At 71.1% G+C, this 20,210-nt stretch carries 16 protein-coding genes and 1 pseudogene; 12 read left to right on the top strand and 5 right to left on the bottom strand.

What is annotated here, in order from left to right; translation table 11 throughout:
• Positions 1-160: 160 nt before the first annotated feature.
• Positions 161-901: an NAD(P)H-binding protein gene (locus HB370_RS02170; protein WP_030776737.1), complete on the bottom strand. Its 741-nt coding sequence runs from the start codon at positions 899-901 to the stop codon at positions 161-163.
• A gap of 854 nt (positions 902-1,755) precedes the next feature.
• Here HB370_RS02170 and HB370_RS02165 point away from each other — a divergent pair.
• Entirely contained in the window at positions 1,756-2,943 is a 1,188-nt protein-coding gene (locus HB370_RS02165) for an SGNH/GDSL hydrolase family protein (protein WP_244405358.1), read from the top strand.
• Between the two features lie 22 nt (positions 2,944-2,965).
• On the opposite strand, the gene HB370_RS02160 is transcribed toward HB370_RS02165, so the two are convergent.
• Positions 2,966-3,865 carry a helix-turn-helix transcriptional regulator gene (locus tag HB370_RS02160; protein ID WP_030776741.1) on the bottom strand — a complete coding sequence of 300 codons (900 nt, stop codon included), beginning with the start codon at positions 3,863-3,865 and terminating at the stop codon, positions 2,966-2,968.
• 97 nt (positions 3,866-3,962) lie between these two features.
• On the opposite strand from HB370_RS02160, the gene HB370_RS02155 reads away from it, so the two are divergent.
• From HB370_RS02155 to HB370_RS02125, 7 genes and pseudogenes are all read left to right on the top strand, one after another.
• Positions 3,963-4,553: a non-oxidative hydroxyarylic acid decarboxylases subunit B gene (locus HB370_RS02155; RefSeq protein WP_030776742.1), complete on the top strand. Its 591-nt coding sequence runs from the start codon at positions 3,963-3,965 to the stop codon at positions 4,551-4,553.
• A 97-nt stretch (positions 4,554-4,650) separates the two neighbouring features.
• The gene (locus HB370_RS02150) at positions 4,651-6,081 is read left to right on the top strand and encodes a non-oxidative hydroxyarylic acid decarboxylases subunit C (protein ID WP_030776745.1); all 1,431 of its coding nucleotides are present in this window, start codon (positions 4,651-4,653) and stop codon (positions 6,079-6,081) included.
• Positions 6,082-6,140: 59 nt separating this feature from the next.
• Positions 6,141-6,410 carry a non-oxidative hydroxyarylic acid decarboxylases subunit D gene (locus HB370_RS02145; RefSeq protein ID WP_037700273.1) on the top strand — a complete coding sequence of 90 codons (270 nt, stop codon included), beginning with the start codon at positions 6,141-6,143 and terminating at the stop codon, positions 6,408-6,410.
• Between the two features lie 52 nt (positions 6,411-6,462).
• The gene (locus tag HB370_RS02140) at positions 6,463-7,380 is read left to right on the top strand and encodes a TIGR03564 family F420-dependent LLM class oxidoreductase (protein ID WP_030776751.1); all 918 of its coding nucleotides are present in this window, start codon (positions 6,463-6,465) and stop codon (positions 7,378-7,380) included.
• Between the two features lie 148 nt (positions 7,381-7,528).
• A pseudogene (locus HB370_RS02135) lies at positions 7,529-7,639 on the top strand (ECF transporter S component); the annotation flags it as partial.
• A 349-nt stretch (positions 7,640-7,988) separates the two neighbouring features.
• Positions 7,989-8,402, top strand: coding sequence for a lytic transglycosylase domain-containing protein (locus tag HB370_RS02130; RefSeq protein WP_030795707.1), 414 nt, complete (start codon positions 7,989-7,991; stop codon positions 8,400-8,402).
• A 119-nt stretch (positions 8,403-8,521) separates the two neighbouring features.
• Complete coding sequence (locus tag HB370_RS02125) at positions 8,522-9,214, top strand: DUF402 domain-containing protein (RefSeq protein WP_051816335.1); 693 nt, start codon at positions 8,522-8,524, stop codon at positions 9,212-9,214.
• Between the two features lie 166 nt (positions 9,215-9,380).
• Here HB370_RS02125 and HB370_RS02120 read toward each other — a convergent pair whose 3' ends face one another.
• Positions 9,381-12,176 carry a S8 family serine peptidase gene (locus HB370_RS02120; protein WP_051816337.1) on the bottom strand — a complete coding sequence of 932 codons (2,796 nt, stop codon included), beginning with the start codon at positions 12,174-12,176 and terminating at the stop codon, positions 9,381-9,383.
• Between the two features lie 215 nt (positions 12,177-12,391).
• Positions 12,392-14,044 carry a phospholipase A2 gene (locus tag HB370_RS02115; RefSeq protein WP_051816339.1) on the bottom strand — a complete coding sequence of 551 codons (1,653 nt, stop codon included), beginning with the start codon at positions 14,042-14,044 and terminating at the stop codon, positions 12,392-12,394.
• 195 nt (positions 14,045-14,239) lie between these two features.
• Between HB370_RS02115 and HB370_RS41645 the strand changes: the two genes are divergently transcribed.
• Positions 14,240-14,908 (top strand): hypothetical protein, encoded by a 669-nt coding sequence (locus tag HB370_RS41645; protein WP_244405356.1) that lies wholly within the window; start codon positions 14,240-14,242, stop codon positions 14,906-14,908.
• Between the two features lie 325 nt (positions 14,909-15,233).
• On the top strand, positions 15,234-16,478 hold the full coding sequence (locus HB370_RS02105) for a cytochrome P450 (protein WP_030795308.1): 1,245 nt from the start codon (positions 15,234-15,236) through the stop codon (positions 16,476-16,478).
• Positions 16,479-16,573: 95 nt separating this feature from the next.
• Here HB370_RS02105 and HB370_RS02100 read toward each other — a convergent pair whose 3' ends face one another.
• On the bottom strand, positions 16,574-17,599 hold the full coding sequence (locus HB370_RS02100; protein ID WP_030795311.1) for a zinc-binding alcohol dehydrogenase family protein: 1,026 nt from the start codon (positions 17,597-17,599) through the stop codon (positions 16,574-16,576).
• A 161-nt stretch (positions 17,600-17,760) separates the two neighbouring features.
• Between HB370_RS02100 and HB370_RS02095 the strand changes: the two genes are divergently transcribed.
• Together HB370_RS02095 and HB370_RS02090 are read left to right on the top strand one after the other, a co-directional pair.
• On the top strand, positions 17,761-18,714 hold the full coding sequence (locus tag HB370_RS02095) for a LysR family transcriptional regulator (RefSeq protein ID WP_051816340.1): 954 nt from the start codon (positions 17,761-17,763) through the stop codon (positions 18,712-18,714).
• 551 nt (positions 18,715-19,265) lie between these two features.
• Positions 19,266-20,204: a zinc-binding alcohol dehydrogenase family protein gene (locus tag HB370_RS02090; RefSeq protein ID WP_030795316.1), complete on the top strand. Its 939-nt coding sequence runs from the start codon at positions 19,266-19,268 to the stop codon at positions 20,202-20,204.
• Positions 20,205-20,210 lie beyond the last annotated feature (6 nt).

The raw sequence follows: 20,210 nt of genomic DNA, 5'->3' as shown, positions 1-20,210 counted from the left end.
GGACGACACCGCCGCCCCGCAGCGGCAGAGCGTCACCGTGGGGCCGGACGGCACAGACGGGCTGTACGGGTTGCCGGTGCCTGACAAGCTGGGGACCTACGAGCGGTCGACTCGCAGGCCCACGGGACGCCGGTAGCCGCTCCGAGGACCGGGGGACCGGTCAGCTCCGCTTCAGCCAGTCCTCGTAGCGGGTGGACGCGAGGTGGGCCGTGTCGTCACCGATGAGCGCTCCGTCGGGCATGCCCGCGAACGGGCCCGCGGTCTCGTCGGTGACGACGGAACGGCCGTCGGGCTTCGCCGCCAGGGTGATCTCGCCGAGCCGGTCGAGCCGCTCGACCTCGGGACCCGCGATGTCGCGGATGCCGTACGACGGCTCGCCCAGCGCCGCGTCGGCGAGGGCGGCGGCGACATCGGCGGAGGCCATCGGGCGCAGTCGCAGGGACGGCAGGCGCACCTCCGCGCCCTCGGTGGTCATGTCCATCACCGGGGCGACGAACTCGAAGAACTGGGTGGCGCGCACGATGCTGTAGGGCACGCCGCTGTTCCGCACGGCCTCCTCCTGGGCGACCTTGGCCCGGTAGTAGCCGTAGTCGGGCACCTGGTCGACGCCGACGATCGAGAGCACGACGTGGTGACGGACACCCGCCTCCTTCTCGGCCCCGGTCAGATTCCGCTCCGAGCGGGTGAAGAAGTCCAGCGCCGGCTCCGGATCGAAGGAGGGGGAGTTCGGCACGTCCACGACCACGTCCGCGCCGGTGAGAGCCTGGGCCAGACCCTCACCGGTGAGGGTGTCCACACCCGTGGAAGGGGAGGCCGCCACGGCCTCGTGACCACGGTCGCGCAGCAGCGCGACCACCTGCGATCCGATGAGCCCCGTACCGCCGACGACCACGATCCTCATCACTGTCTCCGTTCGTTGATCCGGCTTTCCGACGGACACCGGCGACACCTCGCCGGACCCGGTGCGGCAACACGCACATCGACAAGACAAGGCAGCGGCCGGATCTGTGACAGCCGAGCGGACACCCCAGATGCTACGGGCCGGCGGGGGGACAACCTCGCAGGGCGCGCCCTGCGGAGAACCACAGGCCGGGCCCCTGTGCTCCGATGGCAACCCTCATGCCGCGGCTGAGCCGGACCTGACCCACACCACCGGCTACAACCGGCGCGTCCTCGCGGTGCTGCGGTATCTCCAGTCGTGAAGAGCGGTGCGGAAGCCGGATGGGAAAACCGGTGGACATCGTCGGGATACTGCCGTTGTGGCCGTCACTCAGCAACTCGCCCGCGTCTCGGCGGAGTTCCTCGCCTCCTGCCGCCGGTCAGCCGGCGCATCGACAGAGGGAGGGATGGAGCGGCGGCAGCCTCTCTGATCGGCAATGGCGCGGACGGGATCGTCGGCGGGACGAAGGAGTACCTGCTGGGGCACTTCAGCGCCATGCGCGAGTTCTACCGTGACGCATCCCGGCGGCAGCTCCTCGTCGTGCTCTGGTGGGACTGACACCGCCCGGCACACGTATCGGCAACCGGGGAATTCCGTCGGCTCACGGATCGGCCACCCGGGTGCGGGGCGGTGGTCGGGCGGTTCGGGACGGCCGGCCGTGGCATTCGTAGGGTGTCCACGCACCAGCGCGGAGCAAAGCTGCCGGTGCGGCCCCGCGTGTGTCGGCGTCAACCTGCCGCCGCTGCCGCACTCGTCGGAGGGGCTGTACGGCCGACGGCACATATCCCGTGTCCGCCGCGGCAATCCACGACGGTATGAGAACTTCTCGGGCACGAGGCCGACGGCGCCTCGCGGTCGCGGCCGCCGCTGTGGCCGCGCTGTGCGGGGCCGGCCTCATGCAGGGCGGTGGCGCGCACGCACAGGGCAAGGCCGCGGAGACACCGTGGGTGGTGTCGTTGGGCGACAGCTTCATCTCCGGCGAGGCCGGCCGCTGGTCGGGCAACAGCAACGACAGCGACGGCGGCTACTCCGGCACCGACCGCGCCTTCGACCCCGCCACCGGCGCGACGGACGAGCACCGGGTGTACGGCGCGTCCTACGACAACGCGTGCAACCGCTCCGACAGCGCCGAGGTCAACTCCGCGCCCGTCCCGGCCGGGGCCCGTCGGCTCAACCTGGCCTGCTCGGGGGCCACCTCGACCGCGATCCTGCTGCCGGGCCACGGCGGGAGCCCCTTCAAGTCCGAGCCGTCTCAGGCCCAGCAGCTCCAGAAAGCCGTCACCGGCCACCCGGTACGGGCGGTCGTCGTCTCCATCGGCGGCAACGACCTCGGCTTCGAGGACGTCATCGTCTCCTGCTCCAAGGCCTTCCTCAGCCCCTTCGGCGCGACACCCTGCGCTCCTACCGAGGGCCCGGCGGTCAAGGAGCGGCTGCCCAAGATGCGCACCGCGGCAGTCAAAGCACTCGCCGACGTCACCACCGCCATGGACCGGGCGGGCCACCCGGCAGGCAGCTACCGCCTGATCCTGCAGTCGTATCCCTCCCCGCTGCCCGACGGCGCAAGGGTGCGCTATCCCGGCGAGAAGTACGACCGCCTGACCGAGGGGGGCTGTCCCTTCTTCGACAAGGACCTCACCTGGGCCCACGACCAGCTCGTCCCCGAGATCAGTACCACGCTCGCCTCCGCCGCCCGTGCGTCCGGCGCCGAATTCCTCGACCTGTCGCGCGCCTTCGACGGCCGGGAGGTCTGTTCCACCACCACCGTCCAGGCCGGACCCGACCAGCGGCCCTCGGGTCGTACCAGCGAATGGGTCCGCTTCGTGACCACCGGTGCCGGACAGGGACAGCGCCAGGAGTCCCTGCACCCCAACCACTACGGCCAGCTCGCCCTCGGCGCCTGCCTCGGCCTCCAGCTCGACCGGGCCCCCGGCGACCACCGCTGTGTCAATACCCCCGGAGAAGGCCCGCGTGCGATGCGCCTGAGGTCCGCGTCCACGACATGAACACGGTCGTGCGGTCATACGGTCATGTGCCGCGAGCCGCTGCCCGGAAGGCTGTCGGTGTGGTGCCCGTGCGCTGCCGGAAGAACGTGGTGAAGTCGCTGGCATCGGTGAAGCCGAGGCGTGTGGCGAGGGCGGTGATGGTCAGCGGGCCGTGGGCGAGTTCCCGTTTGGCCTCCAGTACGACGCGTTCGTCGATGTAGCGCTTGGCCGCCATACCGATGGCGGTCTGCGTGGCCCGGGTGAGGGTGCGGCGGCTGTAGCCCAGTGCCGCCGCGTAGTCCTCCACCCGGCGGGTGACCATGAAGTCACGCTCCACGGCCGCGTGGAAACGGCGGAACGTCTCGTTCGCGGTCGGTCCGCCGGGCTCGGACCCGTACGCCCTGGCCAGGCGCACCAGCAGGACCGCCAGCAGATGCCGCAGCACCTGCACATGGGATTCCAGAGGCAGCTCGGCCATGGCCCGGTACTCGTATCGCAGGTGCTCCAGTGCCCGGCGCAGGCCCTCCGCGTGTGGGGCGTCCGGCTGGAGGGGCGCCTGGGCCGTCGCCAGGCCGGCGACCGAGGCGGCGGCCGTCTCGGTGTCGGGAAAGCCCGGAGGGAAGGCGATCACCAGGCCCTGGGCCCGTGGGAGATCCGCGCCCCAGCGCTGTACCTGCCCGGGGCGGATCCACAGCCACGCACCGCCGGACAGTTCGTAGCGGGTGAAATCCACCGAGACCGTCAGACGGCTGCCCGGCCGTACGGTGACGATCTGGTGGAAGGCCGGGCGCAGCGACGCGTACGGATCGTTGCCGTGCCGGCGGGCGCGCTCGGCCAGTCCCGCCAGCTCGACCAGCTCCAGTCCCGGCGGGGAACCGGCCGTGCGCCGCAGGGGGAGGTCCCGGATGACCGAGCGCCGCGCAACCTGTCCGTTTTTCCCCATGACGAGTCCCGAGTGTACCGCCGCACCCCGCGACCGGGCTCCTAGCGTGAAGACATTAGAACAGCTCAGCGCGGTGCGCGCGGGAAGGAAGGCCGGTATGAGACTGGTCGTGGGGATGACCGGAGCCACTGGAGCGGTGTTCGGTGTCCGCTTCCTCCAGGTGCTGGCCCAGCTGCCGGACGTCGAGAGTCATCTGGTCCTCAGCCGGTGGGCGCGCACGACGATCGAGCTGGAGACGGGCCTGTCCGTGAACGAGGTCGGTGACCTGGCCGACGTCGTACACCAGCCGCAGGACCAGGGCGCCGCCATCTCCTCCGGGTCGTTCCGCACCGACGGCATGGTGATCGTGCCCTGCTCGATGAAGACCCTGGCCGCCATCCGCGCCGGATACGCCGACACCCTGGTCGCTCGCGCGGCCGACGTGGTCCTCAAGGAGCGCCGCAAGCTTGTCCTGGTCCCGCGCGAGACACCGCTGAGCGAGATCCATCTGGAGAACATGCTCGCGCTCTGCCGGATGGGGGCGCAACTGGTGCCGCCCATGCCCGCCTTCTACAACCACCCGCGGTCGGTGGACGACATCGTCGACCACGTCGTGACCCGGGTCCTCGACCAGTTCGACCTGCCCGCCCCCGCCGCCAAGAGGTGGGAGGGCATGCGCGCCGCCCGCCTGCTGCGGCCCGCCTCCTGACGCCCGCCGGCCGACTGCGGCTCGTTCCTGCTGCCCACCGGCATCCCCCCACCCCGTCCAACCCACCCCCCTTTTTTTTGGTTCCCACGGAGTACCCATGGCATACGACGACCTGCGCGGTTTCCTCAGCACGCTGGAGAAGGAAGGCCAGCTGCTGCGTATCACCGAGGAAGTCCTTCCCGAACCCGACCTGGCAGCGGCGGCCAACGCCGCCGGCCGCATCGGCGAAGGCGCACCCGCCCTGTGGTTCGACAACGTCAAGGGCTTCACCGACGCCCGTATCGCCCTGAACGTCCACGGCTCCTGGGCCAACCACGCCCTCGCTCTCGGACTGCCCAAGCACACCCCGGTCAAGGAGCAGGTGGAGGAGTTCGCCCGGCGCTGGGACGCCTTCCCCGTCGCTCCCGAGCGGCGCGAGGACGCCCCGTGGCGGGAGAACACACAGGAAGGTGACGACGTCGACCTGTTCTCGGTCCTTCCCCTGTTCCGTCTCAACGACGGTGACGGCGGCTTCTACCTCGACAAGGCGGCCGTCGTCTCCCGCGACCCCGAGGACCCCGGTCACTTCGGCAAGCAGAACGTCGGGACCTACCGCCTCCAGGTCATCGGCAGGAACCGGCTCGCGATACAGCCCGTCCCCGTGCACGACATCGCGCTCCATCTGCGCGCGGCGGAGGAGAAGGGCGAGGACCTCCCCATCGCCATCACCCTCGGCAACGACCCGGTGATGGCCATCGTGGCCGGGATGCCCATGGGATACGACCAGAGCGAGTACGAGATGGCCGGCGCCCTGCGTGGCGCGCCCGCCCCGATCGCCACCGCCCCCCTCACCGGCTTCGACGTGCCCTGGGGATCCGAGGTCGTCATCGAAGGCGTCATCGAGAGCCGCAAGCGGCAGATCGAGGGCCCGTTCGGCGAGTTCACCGGGCACTACTCGGGCGGCCGCCGCATGCCCGTCGTCCGCATCGACCGCGTCTCCTACCGCACGAACCCGGTCTTCGAGTCCCTCTACCTGGGCATGCCGTGGACCGAGTGTGACTACCTCGTGGGCCCCAACACCTGTGTCCCGCTGCTGAAGCAGCTGCGCGCAGAGTTCCCCGAGGTCCAGGCCGTCAACGCCATGTACACGCACGGGCTGCTGGCCGTGATCTCCACCAGGAAGCGGTACGGCGGATTCGCGAAGGCCGTGGCCATGCGGGCCATGACCACCCCGCACGGCCTCGGCTACATCACCACGGTCCTCGTCGTCGACGAGGACGTGGACCCCTTCGACCTGCCGCAGGTCATGTGGGCGATGTCGTCGAAGGTCAACCCGGCCGACGACGTCGTGGTCCTGCCCAACCTCTCCGTGGTGGAACTGGCACCCGCCGCCCAGCCGGCGGGCCTGACCAGCAAGATGATCATCGACGCCACCACACCCGTGCACCCCGACGCGCGCGGCAACTTCTCCACGCCCACCAAGGACCTTCCCGAGGCCAAGGACTGGGCGGCGAGGCTCCAGCGCCTGCTGTCCGAAGCCCGCGGCTGACACCCGTCCGAGGCACCCATCCGGCTTGTAGCAAGACTTGTACCAAGGAAGGCATTTCCATGACCGACTGCTGCCCCCGCTGCGCCCACGAGAGCGTCAGGACCCTGTACTCCTCGCCCGTCCCCGGTGTCTGGGACGTCGTACAGTGCGCGCGTTGCCTGTACACCTGGCGGACCAGCGAGCCGGACCGGCGCACACGGCGCGCCGCCTACCCGCAGGCGTTCCGGCTGACCGAGGAGGATCTGGCGAACGCGGCCGAGGTGCCGGCCGTCCCGCCCCTGCGCACCGACGGCCCCTCGGCCGTCGTCCGCGGCCCCGAACTGTCATGAGATTGACACACTCGGCCGGAATGGCGGTCACGCCTGGGCCGGTTGCCTGTACATGACCATCGGAGTAGCGCTCTCTCATCTGCACTCGATCGACACCACCGTGCGGCTCGCCCGGGAGGCCCATGAAGCCGGGCTGACGTCCGCCTGGTTCGGGCAGACGTTCTCCTACGATTCCCCGACGCTGGCCGCGGTCGTCGGCCGCGAGGTGCCCGGCCTCCAGGTCGGCACTTCGGCCATCCCGGTCTTCGGCCGCCATCCGCTGATCGTCGCGAGCCAGGCGCAGACCGCCCAGGCGGCCACCGGGGGCCGCTACCACCTCGGGCTCGCGCTCGGCACCAAGCACCTCACCGAGACCGGCTTCGGCATCCCGTACGAGCGCCCCATCGCCCGGCTCCGCGAGTTCCTGACCGCTCTGCGACCGCTGCTGGAGACGGGCAGCGCCGACTTCCACGGCGAGCTGCTGACCGCCACCACCCCGCTGCCGGCCGCCGTGCCGGGCGCCGAACCGCCGGTGCCCGTCCTGGTCGCCGCCATGGGACCGCAGGCCCTGCGTGTCTCCGGTGCCCTCGCGGACGGCATCCTCCCGCTGCTGGCCGGGCCGCGCGCGCTGGCCGAGCACATCGTGCCCGCCGTCACCGCGGCGGCCGAGGCGGCGGGACGGCCGGCGCCGCGGATCGTGGCCTTCGTGCCCGGCGTGGTCACCTCCGACGTGGAAAAGGTGCGGCAGACGGCGCTCGAGACGCTCTCCTTCTATGAACGGTTCCCGTCCTACCAGCGGGTCATCGAACTGTCCGGCGCCACCCGGGCCGCCGACATCGCCGCCATCGGCGACGAGGAGACCGTCGCCGCCGAGGTACGCCGCTATCGCGAGGCCGGGGCGACGGAGGTGGTGTTCATGGCGAACGAACTGGGCGGGGAGGCCGACCAGCGCCGGACGTTCGCGCTGCTGGGCGAACTGGCTGGCGGCTGAGCGGAGAGTTTCACCGCGCTTGCCCCGCGCCGAGACGCGGCGAATGCCTCGTCCGACGTGCGGCAGCCGAGCAGCGGGCCCAGCCCCGCTGCTCGGGAGGCGTCGACGACGGCGGGCTCGTACACCGGACGGACGGTGAAACGGGCACACGGTCGTGCCGTCCGTCGCGCTCGGCCCGGCGGTGCTGCGGGCACTGCGCCGGGCCACCAGGCGCGCCGCCTTCGAGACCGCGGTCACATTCGACGGCCCCGAACGGTGACCCAGCGCACCAACCCGGGCGCGTGGCGTGTGCGAGTCGGTGAAGGACCCCACATGACGCAGGTCACCTACGACCCTCGACCGTAGTACCTTTTGCCCGATTCACCCCTTCCCGCACCCCTTCTGACCTGCGGATTGAGACGCACGCCACATACTTCGCATCCCTTACGGATCCGGTCACCACTAGTAAAGGGGGTCATTGCGGGCACCTTCCGGGCCTGCTTATCTGGATGACGTCGCCAGGCGCCACGAGCCCGCAGCGGGCCGCGGCGCCGACGTATGCGGATCGCCCCTCACGGTGGTCCACCCCATGCGGGCGATCCCCCGTCCCCGAACGCAAGAGGTACTTCGTGACCGTCTCCGTCATCCGCCGCATCGCTTCCCCGAAGAAGGCTCTCACCACCGCCGCCGTGGCCGCCGCCACCGCCGGCATGGCGCTCACCGCCGCTCCGGCTCACGCCGCCCCGGCACAGGCCTCCTCCGCCCAGGCGATCGCGCACAAGATGATCCCGGACGCCGCGCAGTTCAACGCCTTCAGCAAGATCGTCTCCCACGAGAGCGGCTGGAACCCCCACGCCACCAACAGCTCCTCCGGCGCCTACGGCCTCGTCCAGGCCCTCCCGGCCTCGAAGATGGCCTCCGCCGGCTCCGACTGGAAGACCAACCCGGCCACCCAGATCAAGTGGGGCCTGGACTACATGAACTCCCGCTACGGCAGCCCCGTCAAGGCCTGGAACTTCTGGCAGGCCAACGGCTGGTACTGAGCCGACAGCACACCTCACCGCGTCAGCGCCCCCGCCCACCCGGCGGGGGCGCACGTGTATATATAGGGAAAGCCCCGCCGCCCGCCGTCCAGGCCGCTTCCCAGTGAGGGACCCGCACCATGATCCGCGTAAGCCACCCCGGGAGTTTCAAGGCGGGGCAGGCGGTCGTGCGGCGAGATGTGTACCGCTGTGGCCGGGTGTGGAGCGAGCACGCGCTGCGCGTCGTCGCCGACACCAGCGAGGCCCTGGTGGCGGCCTGCCCGCCCGGGGCGCAGACTCGCTGGCCGGCCCTGTACCTGAAGGCCCGTACGCACGGTGACCGGTCGGTGCGCACCGAGGCGTTCGATGTGATGGCGACCGGCGCTTGGGAGCTCGCGGACGCGGTGTGGCAGGAGACCGAGCTGCTGCTGTGGAAACAGCCGGGTGCGTGGTTCAGCGTCAACGCCTTCTACACGAACGCCGGGCTGCGGAACTGGTACGTGAACTTCGAGCGCCCCACCGTCCGGACCGACGACGGGTTCGACACCTTCGACCTCGCCGTGGACCTGGTCGTCAGCCCCGGCCTGACCGACTGGCACTGGAAGGACGAAGACGAATACGCCCACGTACGGCGGCTCGGCATCATCACCGACGCCGAGCACCAGGCCGTGGACGCCGCCCGGGACCAGGCCCTCGCGATGCTCACCGAACGCTCCGGCCCGTTCGCCGACGCCACCGCGTGGACGTCGTGGCGGTGGAACCCGGCCTGGCCCGCCCCGCGACTGCCGCGCCCGGCGCGGAGCGGGGAGGGAGCCGCACCGACGGGCGGCTGAACCGTTGGCCGGACGACTGCCTGTGCACCAAGGGCCTGCGAGAACCACCCCCGCCTCGTGCTCGCGGTGAAGCAGGTCTGGTATCCGGAGTGGAGCAAGTTCTGCCGACCAGGTGAACAGCCCCCGAAGGCCGGTGCCTCCAGGGGCTGTTGGCATCGTCTGCCGTCTACCGTGCCGAGTAGCCGAAGGCCACCCCGTTGGCCGGGAGGCCGCCGGAGCCGGGCTTGTAGGTGGTGACGGGAGCGACCGTGCCGCCCTGTGTCACGTTCGACATCGGCAGCGCGTAGAGCGCGCCGGTGGCCACGGGCCCGAAGGGCATGCCCACGTACAGCTTGGTCGCCGTGAAGTGGATGTTCTTGCCCAGGTACTGGTTGGCGCCCGGGCTGCCGGGAATGCCGTCGCCGTCGCCGGCCTCGATCCAGCGGTCGTTGGGACCGGCCGATCCGGCCAGCGAGAACGTGTGGACAGCGCCCGCGTTGGCGCCGGTGCCGAGGTCCTCACCGGGCGTTCCCACGGCGAGCCGCATGGACGCCACAGTGCTCACCGAACCGGGAGCGGTGTTGACGGCGGTGAGGTACTCGCCCATGCGGTCACCGGTCTCGGAGGTGCCGGACACGTCGTCGTCCGCCGTGCCCTGCTTGAGCTCGCGCAGGTAACTCCAGGTGCCGTCGGGCTTGATGCGGATCTGCACCACACGGCCCGCGTTGGCGCGGTCCTCGGTGCCGACCGTCACGCTCTCACCGGGCGAACCGATCGCGAGGATCGACTCCGTGGCGGCCGCGGCGCCGCTGGCCCGGAACGGGGCCATGGCCACCGCGTACCCGAACTGGTCGCCCGCCTCGGCGTCGCCGGAGATGGCCGTGTTGTTCTGGTCGAGCCCGGACAGCGGCAGGGGATGGCCGGTGGAGTCGAAACGGTTGGCGTCGAAGATCACCACGCCGCCGGCCTTCGCCGTGCTGCCGAGGGCCTCGTTGGGGCTGCCGATGGCGATGTAGTTCTGGTCGGCGGCCACGGACCAGCCGAAGAGGTCGCCCGTCTCGGGGTCGCCCGGAACACCGGCCGTCGACTGGTTCAGCGCCAGGCTGCTGGTGCCGTACACGTAGAACGCGCCACCCGCCTTCGCGGCGTCGCCGAGGGCTTCACCGGGCACGCCGACGACCAGGTACGGCCGGCCGGCGTCGTTCACCGCGGCCGCGATCGTGTGGCCCATCCGGTCGCCCGCCTCGGACGCCGCGCCCGCGATCGAACCCGTACCGGCGCCCTGTTCGAAGTGCGTGGCCTTCAGCGTGCCGGTGCCCAGACCGCCGGCCGCGCCGTACAGGATGTCGACGAAGCCCGCGTCGGTGGCGGTGCCGACGCTCTCGCTCGGGGTTCCGGCGACCAGGTCGGTGAAGCCGTCCTTGTTCCAGTCGATGGTGGCCAGGGTCTCGCCGAAGTAGTCGTCCGCCTCGGAACCGCCGGGCACCCAGTCCAGGTCCTGGCTGATCTCCGCGGTGCCCTTGCCGCCGCCGTACACCACGCGGATCAGACCGGCCTTCGCGTCCGTGCCGACGGTGGCCTGGGAGTCGGAGATCGCGATGTCCTCGGCGCCGTCACCGTTGAAGTCGGTCATCCCGGCCGGCTTCGGGGTGGTGCCCCCGCCGCTGAGAGCGGTGCCGAGGTCGATCCGCGGCGTGGTGGCACCGGTGTAGGTGATGCCCCGGCCGCTGCCCTTCAGCAGGGCCGTCAGGTCGGCGATGCTCTTGGTGGGGAACGCCTGCTTGAGCACCGCGAACGCGCCGGTCACGTGCGGCGTGGCCATGGAGGTGCCGTTCTTGGAGGCGTAGGTGCCGCCGGGCACGGAGGAGACGATGCCCGTGCCGGGGGCGAACAGGTCGAGCAGCGGACCCCGGTTGGTGAAGGCGGACAGCTCGTCGTCGTCGGTGGTCGAGCCGACCGTGACGGCGGAGGAGATGCAGCCGGGCATGCTCACCGCGTCGGTGTGGCCGTTGTTGCCGGCCGCGATCACGGTGGCCACGCCGGCGCTCAGCAGGCTGTCCACGACGGGCTTGCGCAGATCGCTGTCGCAGGCGGTGGTGTAACGGCCGTTGCCGAGGCTGAGGTTGGCCGCGACGATCGGCGTACCGGCCTGCTTGAGCTTCAGCACGTGCTCCAGGCCCTTGAGCTGGGCACTCTGGTAGCTGCCCACGCAGGGGGCGGCGCCGCCGCAGAACTCCTCGGTGGTGAACTGGCTGAAGACCTGGACGGCGACGATGTTGGCACCGGGCGCGACACCCTGCTTGGGAGCGCCGGTGATGCCGCTGCCGTTGCCCGCGGCGATACCGGCCACATGGGTGCCGTGGTCGCAGGCGGTCATGGTCGCGCAGGGACCGGCCGCGGTGTTGGCGGCACCGGTGCCCTCCTGCGTGTCGGCGCCGTTCGGGCACAGGCTGACGACGCCGCTCTCGGCATCGCTCGGCGAGAAGCATGCCTCGGCCACGACCCGGTTCTTCAGGAACGGGTGGCCGGTCTCGACGCCGGTGTCCAGGACGGCGACCGTCTGGCCCGCACCGGTCTTGCCCGCCCTGGCGGCTTCGTCACCGCCGATGAGCGGGACGCTCTCGTCCAGGGTCGGCCGCTCCACCTTGTCCTCGGTGACGCTGACCACGCCCGGCTTGGCAGCGAGTTGGTCGAGGCCGGCCCGGTCCACCTTGAGGGTGACCACCGGCACGGTCTCGAATTCCTGCTTCTTCTCGCCGGCGGTCGCCGCGTCGGCGACGTCCGCGAGCGTCTCGGTGACGACGTTGACGCGGACCTTGCCGCCGCCCGCGGTCTCGTCGTAGAGCGGCGGGTCGACCGGGTCGCTCGCGGTTGCGGCCGCTGTCGCGGTGCTCGCGGGTGTGACGGCGTGGGCCGGTATCGCGGCGCCGAGGGTCACGGCCGTCGTCGCGGCGACGACCGTCGCCCAGATCGTTCTCTTCATATTGCCTCGGTGAGCAGGGGGGCGCGCCATGGCCGGACCTGTGGAAAAGCGGACATGGCTCGGCCCGGGGGAGTTGCGGGGGACGATGTGGTGAGGATCCCGGCGGAACGGGCCGGGCGGCGGTAGGTGTCCGCCACCCGGCCCGTTCACGCCCGATGGGCGTGCTCCGTCAGGAGGTTGTGCCGTACGCCGTCAGAAGGTGCGGGGACCCGTGATCAGGTCTTGTTGGCACCGTTCTTCGGGTTGCCCTTCCAGGCCACGGCCTTGAGGTAGACGTACGCGTAGGAGTTGCAGCGCCAGCGGACCAGGATGTTGTACGCCTTGCAGCTGTGCGTCTTCATCGTGGAGTAGAAGGCGTTGTCGACGTTCGACTTCTTGCTGCGGTCCAGGTAGTACTTGTAGCCCTTGTACGTGTTGCCGATCAGGCCGTAACCGTAGTCGTGGGTGTCGCACGCGGCCCGGAAGTTGAAGCCGCCCGGGCGGCTGACGTTCGGGCCGGGGGTGCTGCAGCCGTCGTACAGGATGCCCGCCACGCGGAAGCCGGTCGGCGTGTACCGGAAGTGCGGCCAGTGCCAGCCGTAGTGCGCGGCCCACGCGACGCAGCCGCGGTTGAGGTACCACATCCACTCGGTGGCGCGGTTGCAGTAGCGCGGGTAGGCCTGCGGGTCGGTGATCTCACCGGTGGTGAAGTCCCCGGCCGGAGGTGTGGTCGCCGTTCCGTCGCCGGCCGGGCCCTGCAGGGGCTCGGTGGCGGACGGCAGGTCGGTGCCGACGGGCGCGGCGTTCGGGGCGGCCGAGTCGGCCGGGAACGTCAGGTCCCACTCACCGTTGGACGGCGAGGCGACGTCGGAGACACGGCCCGTGGAGTCGTAGGCGTACGACGAGACCGGGTCGGTGCCCTCGACCGGGTTGGTCACGTTGCGCAGCAGACCCGAGGAGTCGTACGAGTAGCGCGCCAGCGTCTGCGTGGTGGCACCCGACGTGAGGGTGATCTCCTTGGCACGGCCCGTGTACTCACCGAGCGCCGTGCCCGTGGCCGTCGTGGCGGTCGAGTACTTGACCGTCAGCGACTGTGCCGGGGCGTCGGCGGTGGCGGGCTCGCTGACCGTGGCCACCCGGCCCTTGGTGTCGTAGGAGACCGTGGCGGTGGCGCCTTCGGCGAGGTTGCCCACGCTGGTCACACGCCACTTGTCCGTGCCCGGAGCGACCTGCTTCCAGTTGTAGGTGGCCGTGAGGTTGGCGACCCCGACGGCCGCGTCGGCGTCCTCGTCCCCGGTCACGTCGGTGTCCGGGGTGCCGGTGGCGGGGGCGAGGGTCTCGACCGCGGTGGTCACCAGCGCGCCGGTCGCCTCGTTGTACGTGGTCGTCTCGGTGAGCTTGTCACCCGTGGCGGTCTCGTACTTCTTGACGCCGCCGCCGCTCGGGTAGTCGACGCTGCTCTTCAGGGCGTACGAGACGGAGACCTTCGCGTCGAGGTCGGTGACGACGACGGAGTCGGCCTTCTGCTCCAGCTTGCGGTTGAGCTGTCCCCCCAGGAACCCGGCTTCCCAGCCGGGGCCGAAGACGCCCTGGTCCGGACGGGTCGCGGGCGCCGACTCCGGCCTGGCGACCCCGTCCGTGCCTTCGGTCACCGTGTGGGTACGGCCCATGAGGCCCTCGGCCACATCGGTCTCGTACAGCTCGAAGGACTTCTCAGCGGTGGAGTACAGGCCGGGACCGACCTGCTGGATCTCCCCGTCGGCCAGTGGCGGATCGACAGTGGCGGCCGCGGCCTGCGGCTGCTCGCTGACAGCGGCTCCGGCGGTCTGCTGCGGGAGCAGCAGCGCCATGGAGAGCGCGGCCATGACAGGCAGAGCTGTCTTGCGCACGAGTCCCCCCTCGTGTCGTAGGTGTGGTGCCTGATCGCTGCGGACCCTAGACCGGCGTTGATCACGACCACAAGGGTCTTACAAGTGGGGGTGGTTGATTCCGTTTCCTTGCGGCAGTGAAGAGCAGCCGGTCGCGGTACGAGGTTGAGTACGCGTACTCATGTGGCGGGTACGGCCCGCCCCAAGACTGGGCGCATGAAGCGAACCCGAGCCCGGATCGAGGCAGTTGACCCCGTAATGCGCCGTCGTCGGCGCGCCCTCGCGGTGACGGCTCTCGCCGCTCTGGCCCTGACCGCCTGCGGCTCCGAAGAGCAGGATTCCCAAGGGGAGCGGGCCAAGTCCGTCGATGCCGTTTCGGCCAGGAAGGACACGGCCTTCACCAAGATGCTGGACGAGGTGGCGCGGGAGTGCCCGCCCCCGGGCACGAAGAGGAAGTCGCCGACCCCGGCGGGCGAGGCGCGGACGGCTCCGGTGGAGGCGCCGCCCGGTGCCACGGTGGAGCCGCCGCCGGGCGGCGCGGTCGAACCCGTCGCTCCCACGTCGGGACCGGAAGCGGAGCTGGACGCCCACGACTGGTGCGCCGGCGTCCAGCACACGCAGCGCGTGGCCGAGGCGCTCCTGCAGGTCAAGCAGCCCGATCCCGCCCAGGTCAGGGCGACGTTGCACGGCCTCGGCTACATCGACGAGCGCATCCATGGCCTGAAGCAGTCCGGCCGGGCCACCAAGTTCGTCATCGACCTCCGCGACAAGGGAGGGCGTCTGTGCCTGGACGGCACGGCCCACGGCGAGCTGACGGAGGTCGACGCCTGTGTGGCGCCTGCGGATGGATCGTTCGACATTGCAAATATCCACCGCAGGCTGTGAGTTTCCTGTGAACGAGGTCACATTCTTTGGCTCGTTGTGCGTGAGCGTGGGTGACAATCGGTTAGGTGTAAATGGGGGCCCAGTGTCCTAAATCGGCGATGTGGTGGCGAGTTCGGGGGTGCCGGGGCATTGGGGGTGTCTGTGCAGGGAAGTTGCGGTAGAGGTTGCAATGGCAATCGATTATGTCCACGGGTGCCAGGAGTCAACTCGCGCGCCGCCGGTGCTGGAGCGGTTCGGGGTGGTGCGGGTGTGGCGGAGGAGCGGGCGCCCGCCCGTCGGCGAGGGTGCGCGGCACACGCGTCGCCGGATCTGCTTAGCTGGCGCAATGAGCAACCCAACGTCCCCTCCGAAGCCGGCCGTTGCCCCCGGCGAGCTGTTCGAGGACCCCTACGGCGTCTACGGCCGGCTCCGTGAGGAGGGACCGGTCCACCGGATCACCGGCACGGACGGCCTTCCCGCGTGGCTGGTCACACGGTACGACGACGTCCGCCAGGCGCTCGCCGATCCCCGGCTGTCCCTGGACAAGCGCAACGCGACTCAGGGCGGCTACCGGGGCATGTCCCTGCCACCCGCGCTGGACGCCAACCTCCTCAACATGGACCCGCCGGACCACACACGCATCCGGCGCATGGTGTCCAAGGCCTTCACCCCCCGGCGCGTCGAAGCACTCAGGGTGCCGGTCCGGCGCACCGCGGACCGGCTGCTCGACTCCCTGTCGGGACAGGACGAGGTCGACCTGATCGCCTTCTACGCCGCCCCGCTGCCGATCATCGTGATCTGCGACCTCCTCGGCGTGCCCCAGACCCGGCGCGCCGACTTCCGCGCCTGGACCGATGCCCTGGTCGCGCCCGACCCGACACGGCCGGAACGGGCCAGGGAAGCGGTCGGCGGCCTGCTGTCCTTCTTCACCCGGCTGATCGCCGACAAGCGCGCCCGTCCGGCCGACGACCTGCTGTCCGCTCTGATCGCCGTACGCGACCAGGAGGACCGGCTCAGCGAGGACGAGCTGATGTCCCTGGCCTTCCTCGTCCTGGTCGCGGGCTACGAGAACACGGTGCACCTGATCGGCAACGCGGTCGCGGCACTGCTCGCCCACCCGGAGCAGCTGGCCGCGCTGCGGGCCGACGCCGCTCTGCTGGACCGGGCGATCGAGGAACTGGCGCGCTACGACGGTCCGGTCCCCCTGGCGATCCGCCGCTTCCCCACCGAGGACATCGTCATCGGCGGCGTCACCGTCCCGGCCGGGGAGACGGTGCTGCTGTCGCTCGCCGCGGCGCACCGCGACCCGCGCCGCTTCCCCGACCCCGACCGGCTCGACATCGGACGCGACGCCGGCGGGCACCTGGCACTGGGACACGGCATCCACTACTGCCTCGGCGCTCCGCTCGCCCGGATGGAGACGGGCATCGCACTCACCGCGCTCTTCGACCGCTTCCCCGGCCTGTCGCTCGCCGTCCCCCCGCACGACCTGCGCCGACGGCCGTCCATGCGCTCCCGTGGCCTGCTCGCGCTCCCCGTACGCCCGGCGGGCCGGCCGGGGCGGTCCGACCTCCACGCTTCGGCCGGATGACCGACGCCGGGACGCCGGGAAGGGAGGAAGGGCCGTCGTGATGCCGCCACCATGGGCGACGGGCGACGGGGTGCCGGGGCCCGTCGGTGGTTGGTTCAGAAGCCGGTGAGGGTGATCTTGCCGATGGCGGTGCCGGACTCCATGACGCGGTGCGCCTCGCGGAGATTCGCCGCGTTGATCCTGCCGAGGTCCTTCACGGCGGTGGAGGTGATGATGCCCGCGTCCACCAGGCGGGCGACCTGGGTCAGGATGTGCCGCTGGCGGTCCTGGTCGGCGGTCCGGAACATGGAGCGGGTGAACATGAACTCCCAGTGGTAGGAGATGCTCTTGGGCTTCAGCACCCCGACGGGCAGGGAGTCGAAGTCGTCGATGGCGACGATCCGGCCGAAGGGGCGCAGGGCCTCGGCGTAGGCGCCGAGGTTGCCGACGGTGTTGACGGTGCTGAACACGTGTGTCAGACCGCTCGGGGCCACTTCGGCGATCTGCGGAACCAGGGGCTCGCGGTGGTCGATGATGTGCCGCACACCCATGCGGCCGGCGAACTCGACGGTCTCGGGACGGGAGGCGGTGCCGATGACGGTCAGGCTGGTCAGGGCACGGGCCAGCTGGGCGGTGATGGAACCGACACCTCCGGCCGCGGCGGTGATCAGCAGGGCGCCGTCCTGGTTGAGCCCGCCGTTCTCCAGGCCGAGGTGTTCGAACAGGCCCTCCCAGGCGGTCAGTGAGGTCAGCGGCAGGGCCGCGGCCTCCGTGAAGGACAGCGTGGCGGGCTTGAGGGCCACGATGCGCTCGTCGACCGTGTGGTACTCGGAGTCGGCGCCGGCCCGGTCCAGGGCGCCGGCGTAGTAGACCTCGTCGCCGACCCCGAACCACTCGACCTCCTCGCCGACAGCGACCACGGTGCCCGCCGCGTCCCAGCCGAGCACCTTGATCCCGCCGCCCGGGTCGTTGTGCTGCCGGACCTTGTAGTCCACGGGGTTGACCGCCACGGCTTCGACCTTCACCAGCAGGTCGCGCGGGCCGGGCTCGGGGACGGGCAGTTCCACGTCGATCAGGCTCTCCGCGTCGTCGACGGGAAGGCTCTTGCGGTAACCGACGGCCCGCATGGTGGTCTGGTTCATGGGGAAATCTTCGCTTTCGGGGTTGGCTCTTCGCGGGGAAGTCGTGGTGAGCGGGCCACCGCCCCCTTAGGACCGTACGCTCCCCGGCACCCGTTCATCCTGCTCCCGCAGCGACCCATAAGTCCAAGAACACCAAGGCATTCCTTCTATAAGCTGAGTGCATGGCAACGCTGCGACAGCTGGAGTACCTGGTGGCCATCGTGGACGAGGGATCGTTCACCCGCGCCGCGGAGACCCTGAACGTCACCCAGCCCGGGCTCTCCCACCAGGTCCAGGCGCTGGAGCGGGAGGTCGGCGGGCCGTTGCTGGAGCGGCTGCCGCGCGGCGTGCGGCTCACCCCGGCCGGCCGGTCGATGCTGCCCCACGCCCGGGCCGCGTTGGCCGAGGCCGGCCGGGCCGCGGTGTCCGCCCGCCGGGCCGCCGGCGTGTCCACCGGTGAGCTGCACCTGGCCACGCTCTACTCGGTCAGCTCGGGCGTGCTGCCCACGGTCCTGGGCCTGTGGCGCCGGAAGCACCCGGGCGTGCGCATCCGGTTGTTCGAACACCGCAGGGGCGACGAGATGGCGCAGGCCATGACCGCGGGCCAAGCCGACGTCGCCGTAGGTCCGCTGCCGGAGGACTGGGAAGGCACCGCCCGGCACATCGGGGCCGAGGAGTTCCTGGTCGTCACCCGGTCCGACGATCCGGTGGCGTTCTCGCCCCGGGCACCGCGTGTCCGGCTGTCCGATCTCGCCGAGCGGGAGTGGGTGCACTTCACCCCGGACAGCGGCCTGTCCGACATCCTCGAACAGGCATGCAACGCCGCCGGTTTCCGCCCCCGGGTCGCGGTACGAACCGAACAGGCCCCGTCGGCCATCGGATACGCGGCGGCCGGGCTGGGCCCCACACTCGTGCCCGCCAACACCATCCCGCCGCACTTCGCCGGCGCCTTCCTGCGTCCCGATCCGCCCCTGCGCCGGCAACTGACCGGATACACCCGCACCAGCCCGGACCCGGTCACCGCGTCCTTCCTGGAGACCCTGGGGGAACACGCCCCGCTGATGCCGACGCACGTCGCCAGACGCCTGCGCACCGCCGAGCGTTCCGCCCGTCGTCTGCCGCCGGAAGGGGAGTGAACCGCCGGGCGGAAGCGGAGTGAGTCGCCGGGAGGAAGGGGTGTGAACCACCGGACGGGCCGGGAGCGTGCCGCCCGACCGACCGGGTTCGAGTGGTGCGAGATCCCCACGCAGTGCTGCCCGGGTCTCGGCGTGTTCCGGGCGGGCCGGGTCGAGCGGACGGAGCCCGGTACCGGCATGACGACGGAAGCCGACCGCCCCGTGTCACAGGGTTCGGCGGCCCCGTCCTGCTGCACGGCGTCGACGACACCGCTTGGCCGGTGCTCGAAACCGCCGTCGCCCTGACACGCTGTACCTCCCCGACGGATCACCCGCTCGGGGAAACGCGCCGCTCGTCCGGGTCGCCCGGGGCCTCCTGCACCGCCACGGCACCGGCGGCCCCCGCGGTGGGGGGACGCCGGGATGAGCGCGGGCCCGGCGATCGGGCCGACGAGTCGCTCGCGCCGATGCTTGCACGCGCGGGCTTTTTCGCCTTGAGGAATTATTGGACCACGGGTTCGCCGCGGTGTTCTCCTCGGACGCCCGGACCGAATCGACCCCTGGAGAACGCCATGATCGCCGCTCGTCTGCACACCTGGGACACCGCACCCGACCTGGAGGAGACCGGGCTTCCGGGCCCGCCGCGGGAGGGCGAGGTGACCGTGGAAGTCGAGGCCGCCGCCGTCACCCACCTGGACCTCACCGTCATGACCGGTACCTTCACACACCGGCCCGCGCTGCCGTTCACCCCCGGCACGGCGGGCGTCGGAACCGTCGTCGCGGGCGACGCCGCGCTGCTCGGACGCCGGGTGCTGATGCGCGGCGGCGGTCTCGGCCTGGAGCGGGACGGCACCTGGGCCGAGCGCGTCAGCGTCCCGGCCGACGCGATCCGCGAGGTCCCCCAGGAAGCCGACGCGGCGCTCGCCGCCACCTGTTACTCGCCGATGACCACCGCCTGGGCCGCCGTGGAGGCGGTGGGCCGGATCAGGGAGGGCGAGCGGGTACTGGTCACCGGCGCGGCCGGCGCCGTCGGTTCGCTCTGCGTGCAGTTGGCCGCGCGAGCCGGGGCGTACGTCGTCGCCGTGGTCCGGGACGAGGACGCGGCCGGAGCCGTGCCCGGCATGGCGCACGAGGTCCTGATCCGCCCGGCCCCGGAAGAGGTCGCGGGCGAAGGCCGGGCCGACGTCCTGCTCGACACCGTCGGCGGGAACACCGTCGCGGACTTCCTGACGGCCATGCGGCCCGGTGGGCGGGCGGTCCTGATCGGGTACGTGGCCGGCACCACCCTCCGTGTCGACCTGCCCACGCTGATGTCCCGGGACGTCGCCCTGCTGCCGATGAACATGGTTCGACGTCATGTCCCCGCCGAGGTGTTCGACCGACTGCTGAGGGAGCTGACCGACGGCCGGCTCACCCTTCGCACCACCGTCCTCCCCTTCGCACGGATAGCGGAGGCCGTCGAGACCCGCCGGAAGGGGGGAGCACGGGGCACGCTCGCCGTGCTGATGTGAGGTCGG

Origin of the sequence: Streptomyces sp. DSM 40868 (genome assembly GCF_011820545.1) — a bacterium.
Lineage (GTDB): Bacteria > Actinomycetota > Actinomycetes > Streptomycetales > Streptomycetaceae > Streptomyces > Streptomyces eurythermus.
Note: the sequence above shows the minus strand (reverse complement) of the source record. Positions and strands in the feature narration are given on the sequence as shown.

Bases quoted from the DNA above. Each gene is read 5' to 3' on its own strand.
- HB370_RS02160 (WP_030776741.1), bottom strand. From the start codon at position 3,865: ATGGGGAAAAACGGACAGGTTGCGCGGCGCTCGGTCATCCGGGACCTC.
- HB370_RS02155 (WP_030776742.1), top strand. From the start codon at position 3,963: ATGAGACTGGTCGTGGGGATGACCGGAGCCACTGGAGCGGTGTTCGGT.
- HB370_RS02090 (WP_030795316.1), top strand. From the start codon at position 19,266: ATGATCGCCGCTCGTCTGCACACCTGGGACACCGCACCCGACCTGGAG.
- HB370_RS02125 (WP_051816335.1), top strand. From the start codon at position 8,522: ATGATCCGCGTAAGCCACCCCGGGAGTTTCAAGGCGGGGCAGGCGGTC.
- HB370_RS02170 (WP_030776737.1), bottom strand. From the start codon at position 901: ATGAGGATCGTGGTCGTCGGCGGTACGGGGCTCATCGGATCGCAGGTG.
- HB370_RS02140 (WP_030776751.1), top strand. From the start codon at position 6,463: ATGACCATCGGAGTAGCGCTCTCTCATCTGCACTCGATCGACACCACC.
- HB370_RS02150 (WP_030776745.1), top strand. From the start codon at position 4,651: ATGGCATACGACGACCTGCGCGGTTTCCTCAGCACGCTGGAGAAGGAA.
- HB370_RS02165 (WP_244405358.1), top strand. From the start codon at position 1,756: ATGAGAACTTCTCGGGCACGAGGCCGACGGCGCCTCGCGGTCGCGGCC.
- HB370_RS02095 (WP_051816340.1), top strand. From the start codon at position 17,761: ATGGCAACGCTGCGACAGCTGGAGTACCTGGTGGCCATCGTGGACGAG.
- HB370_RS41645 (WP_244405356.1), top strand. From the start codon at position 14,240: ATGAAGCGAACCCGAGCCCGGATCGAGGCAGTTGACCCCGTAATGCGC.
- HB370_RS02120 (WP_051816337.1), bottom strand. From the start codon at position 12,176: ATGAAGAGAACGATCTGGGCGACGGTCGTCGCCGCGACGACGGCCGTG.
- HB370_RS02105 (WP_030795308.1), top strand. From the start codon at position 15,234: ATGAGCAACCCAACGTCCCCTCCGAAGCCGGCCGTTGCCCCCGGCGAG.
- HB370_RS02145 (WP_037700273.1), top strand. From the start codon at position 6,141: ATGACCGACTGCTGCCCCCGCTGCGCCCACGAGAGCGTCAGGACCCTG.
- HB370_RS02100 (WP_030795311.1), bottom strand. From the start codon at position 17,599: ATGAACCAGACCACCATGCGGGCCGTCGGTTACCGCAAGAGCCTTCCC.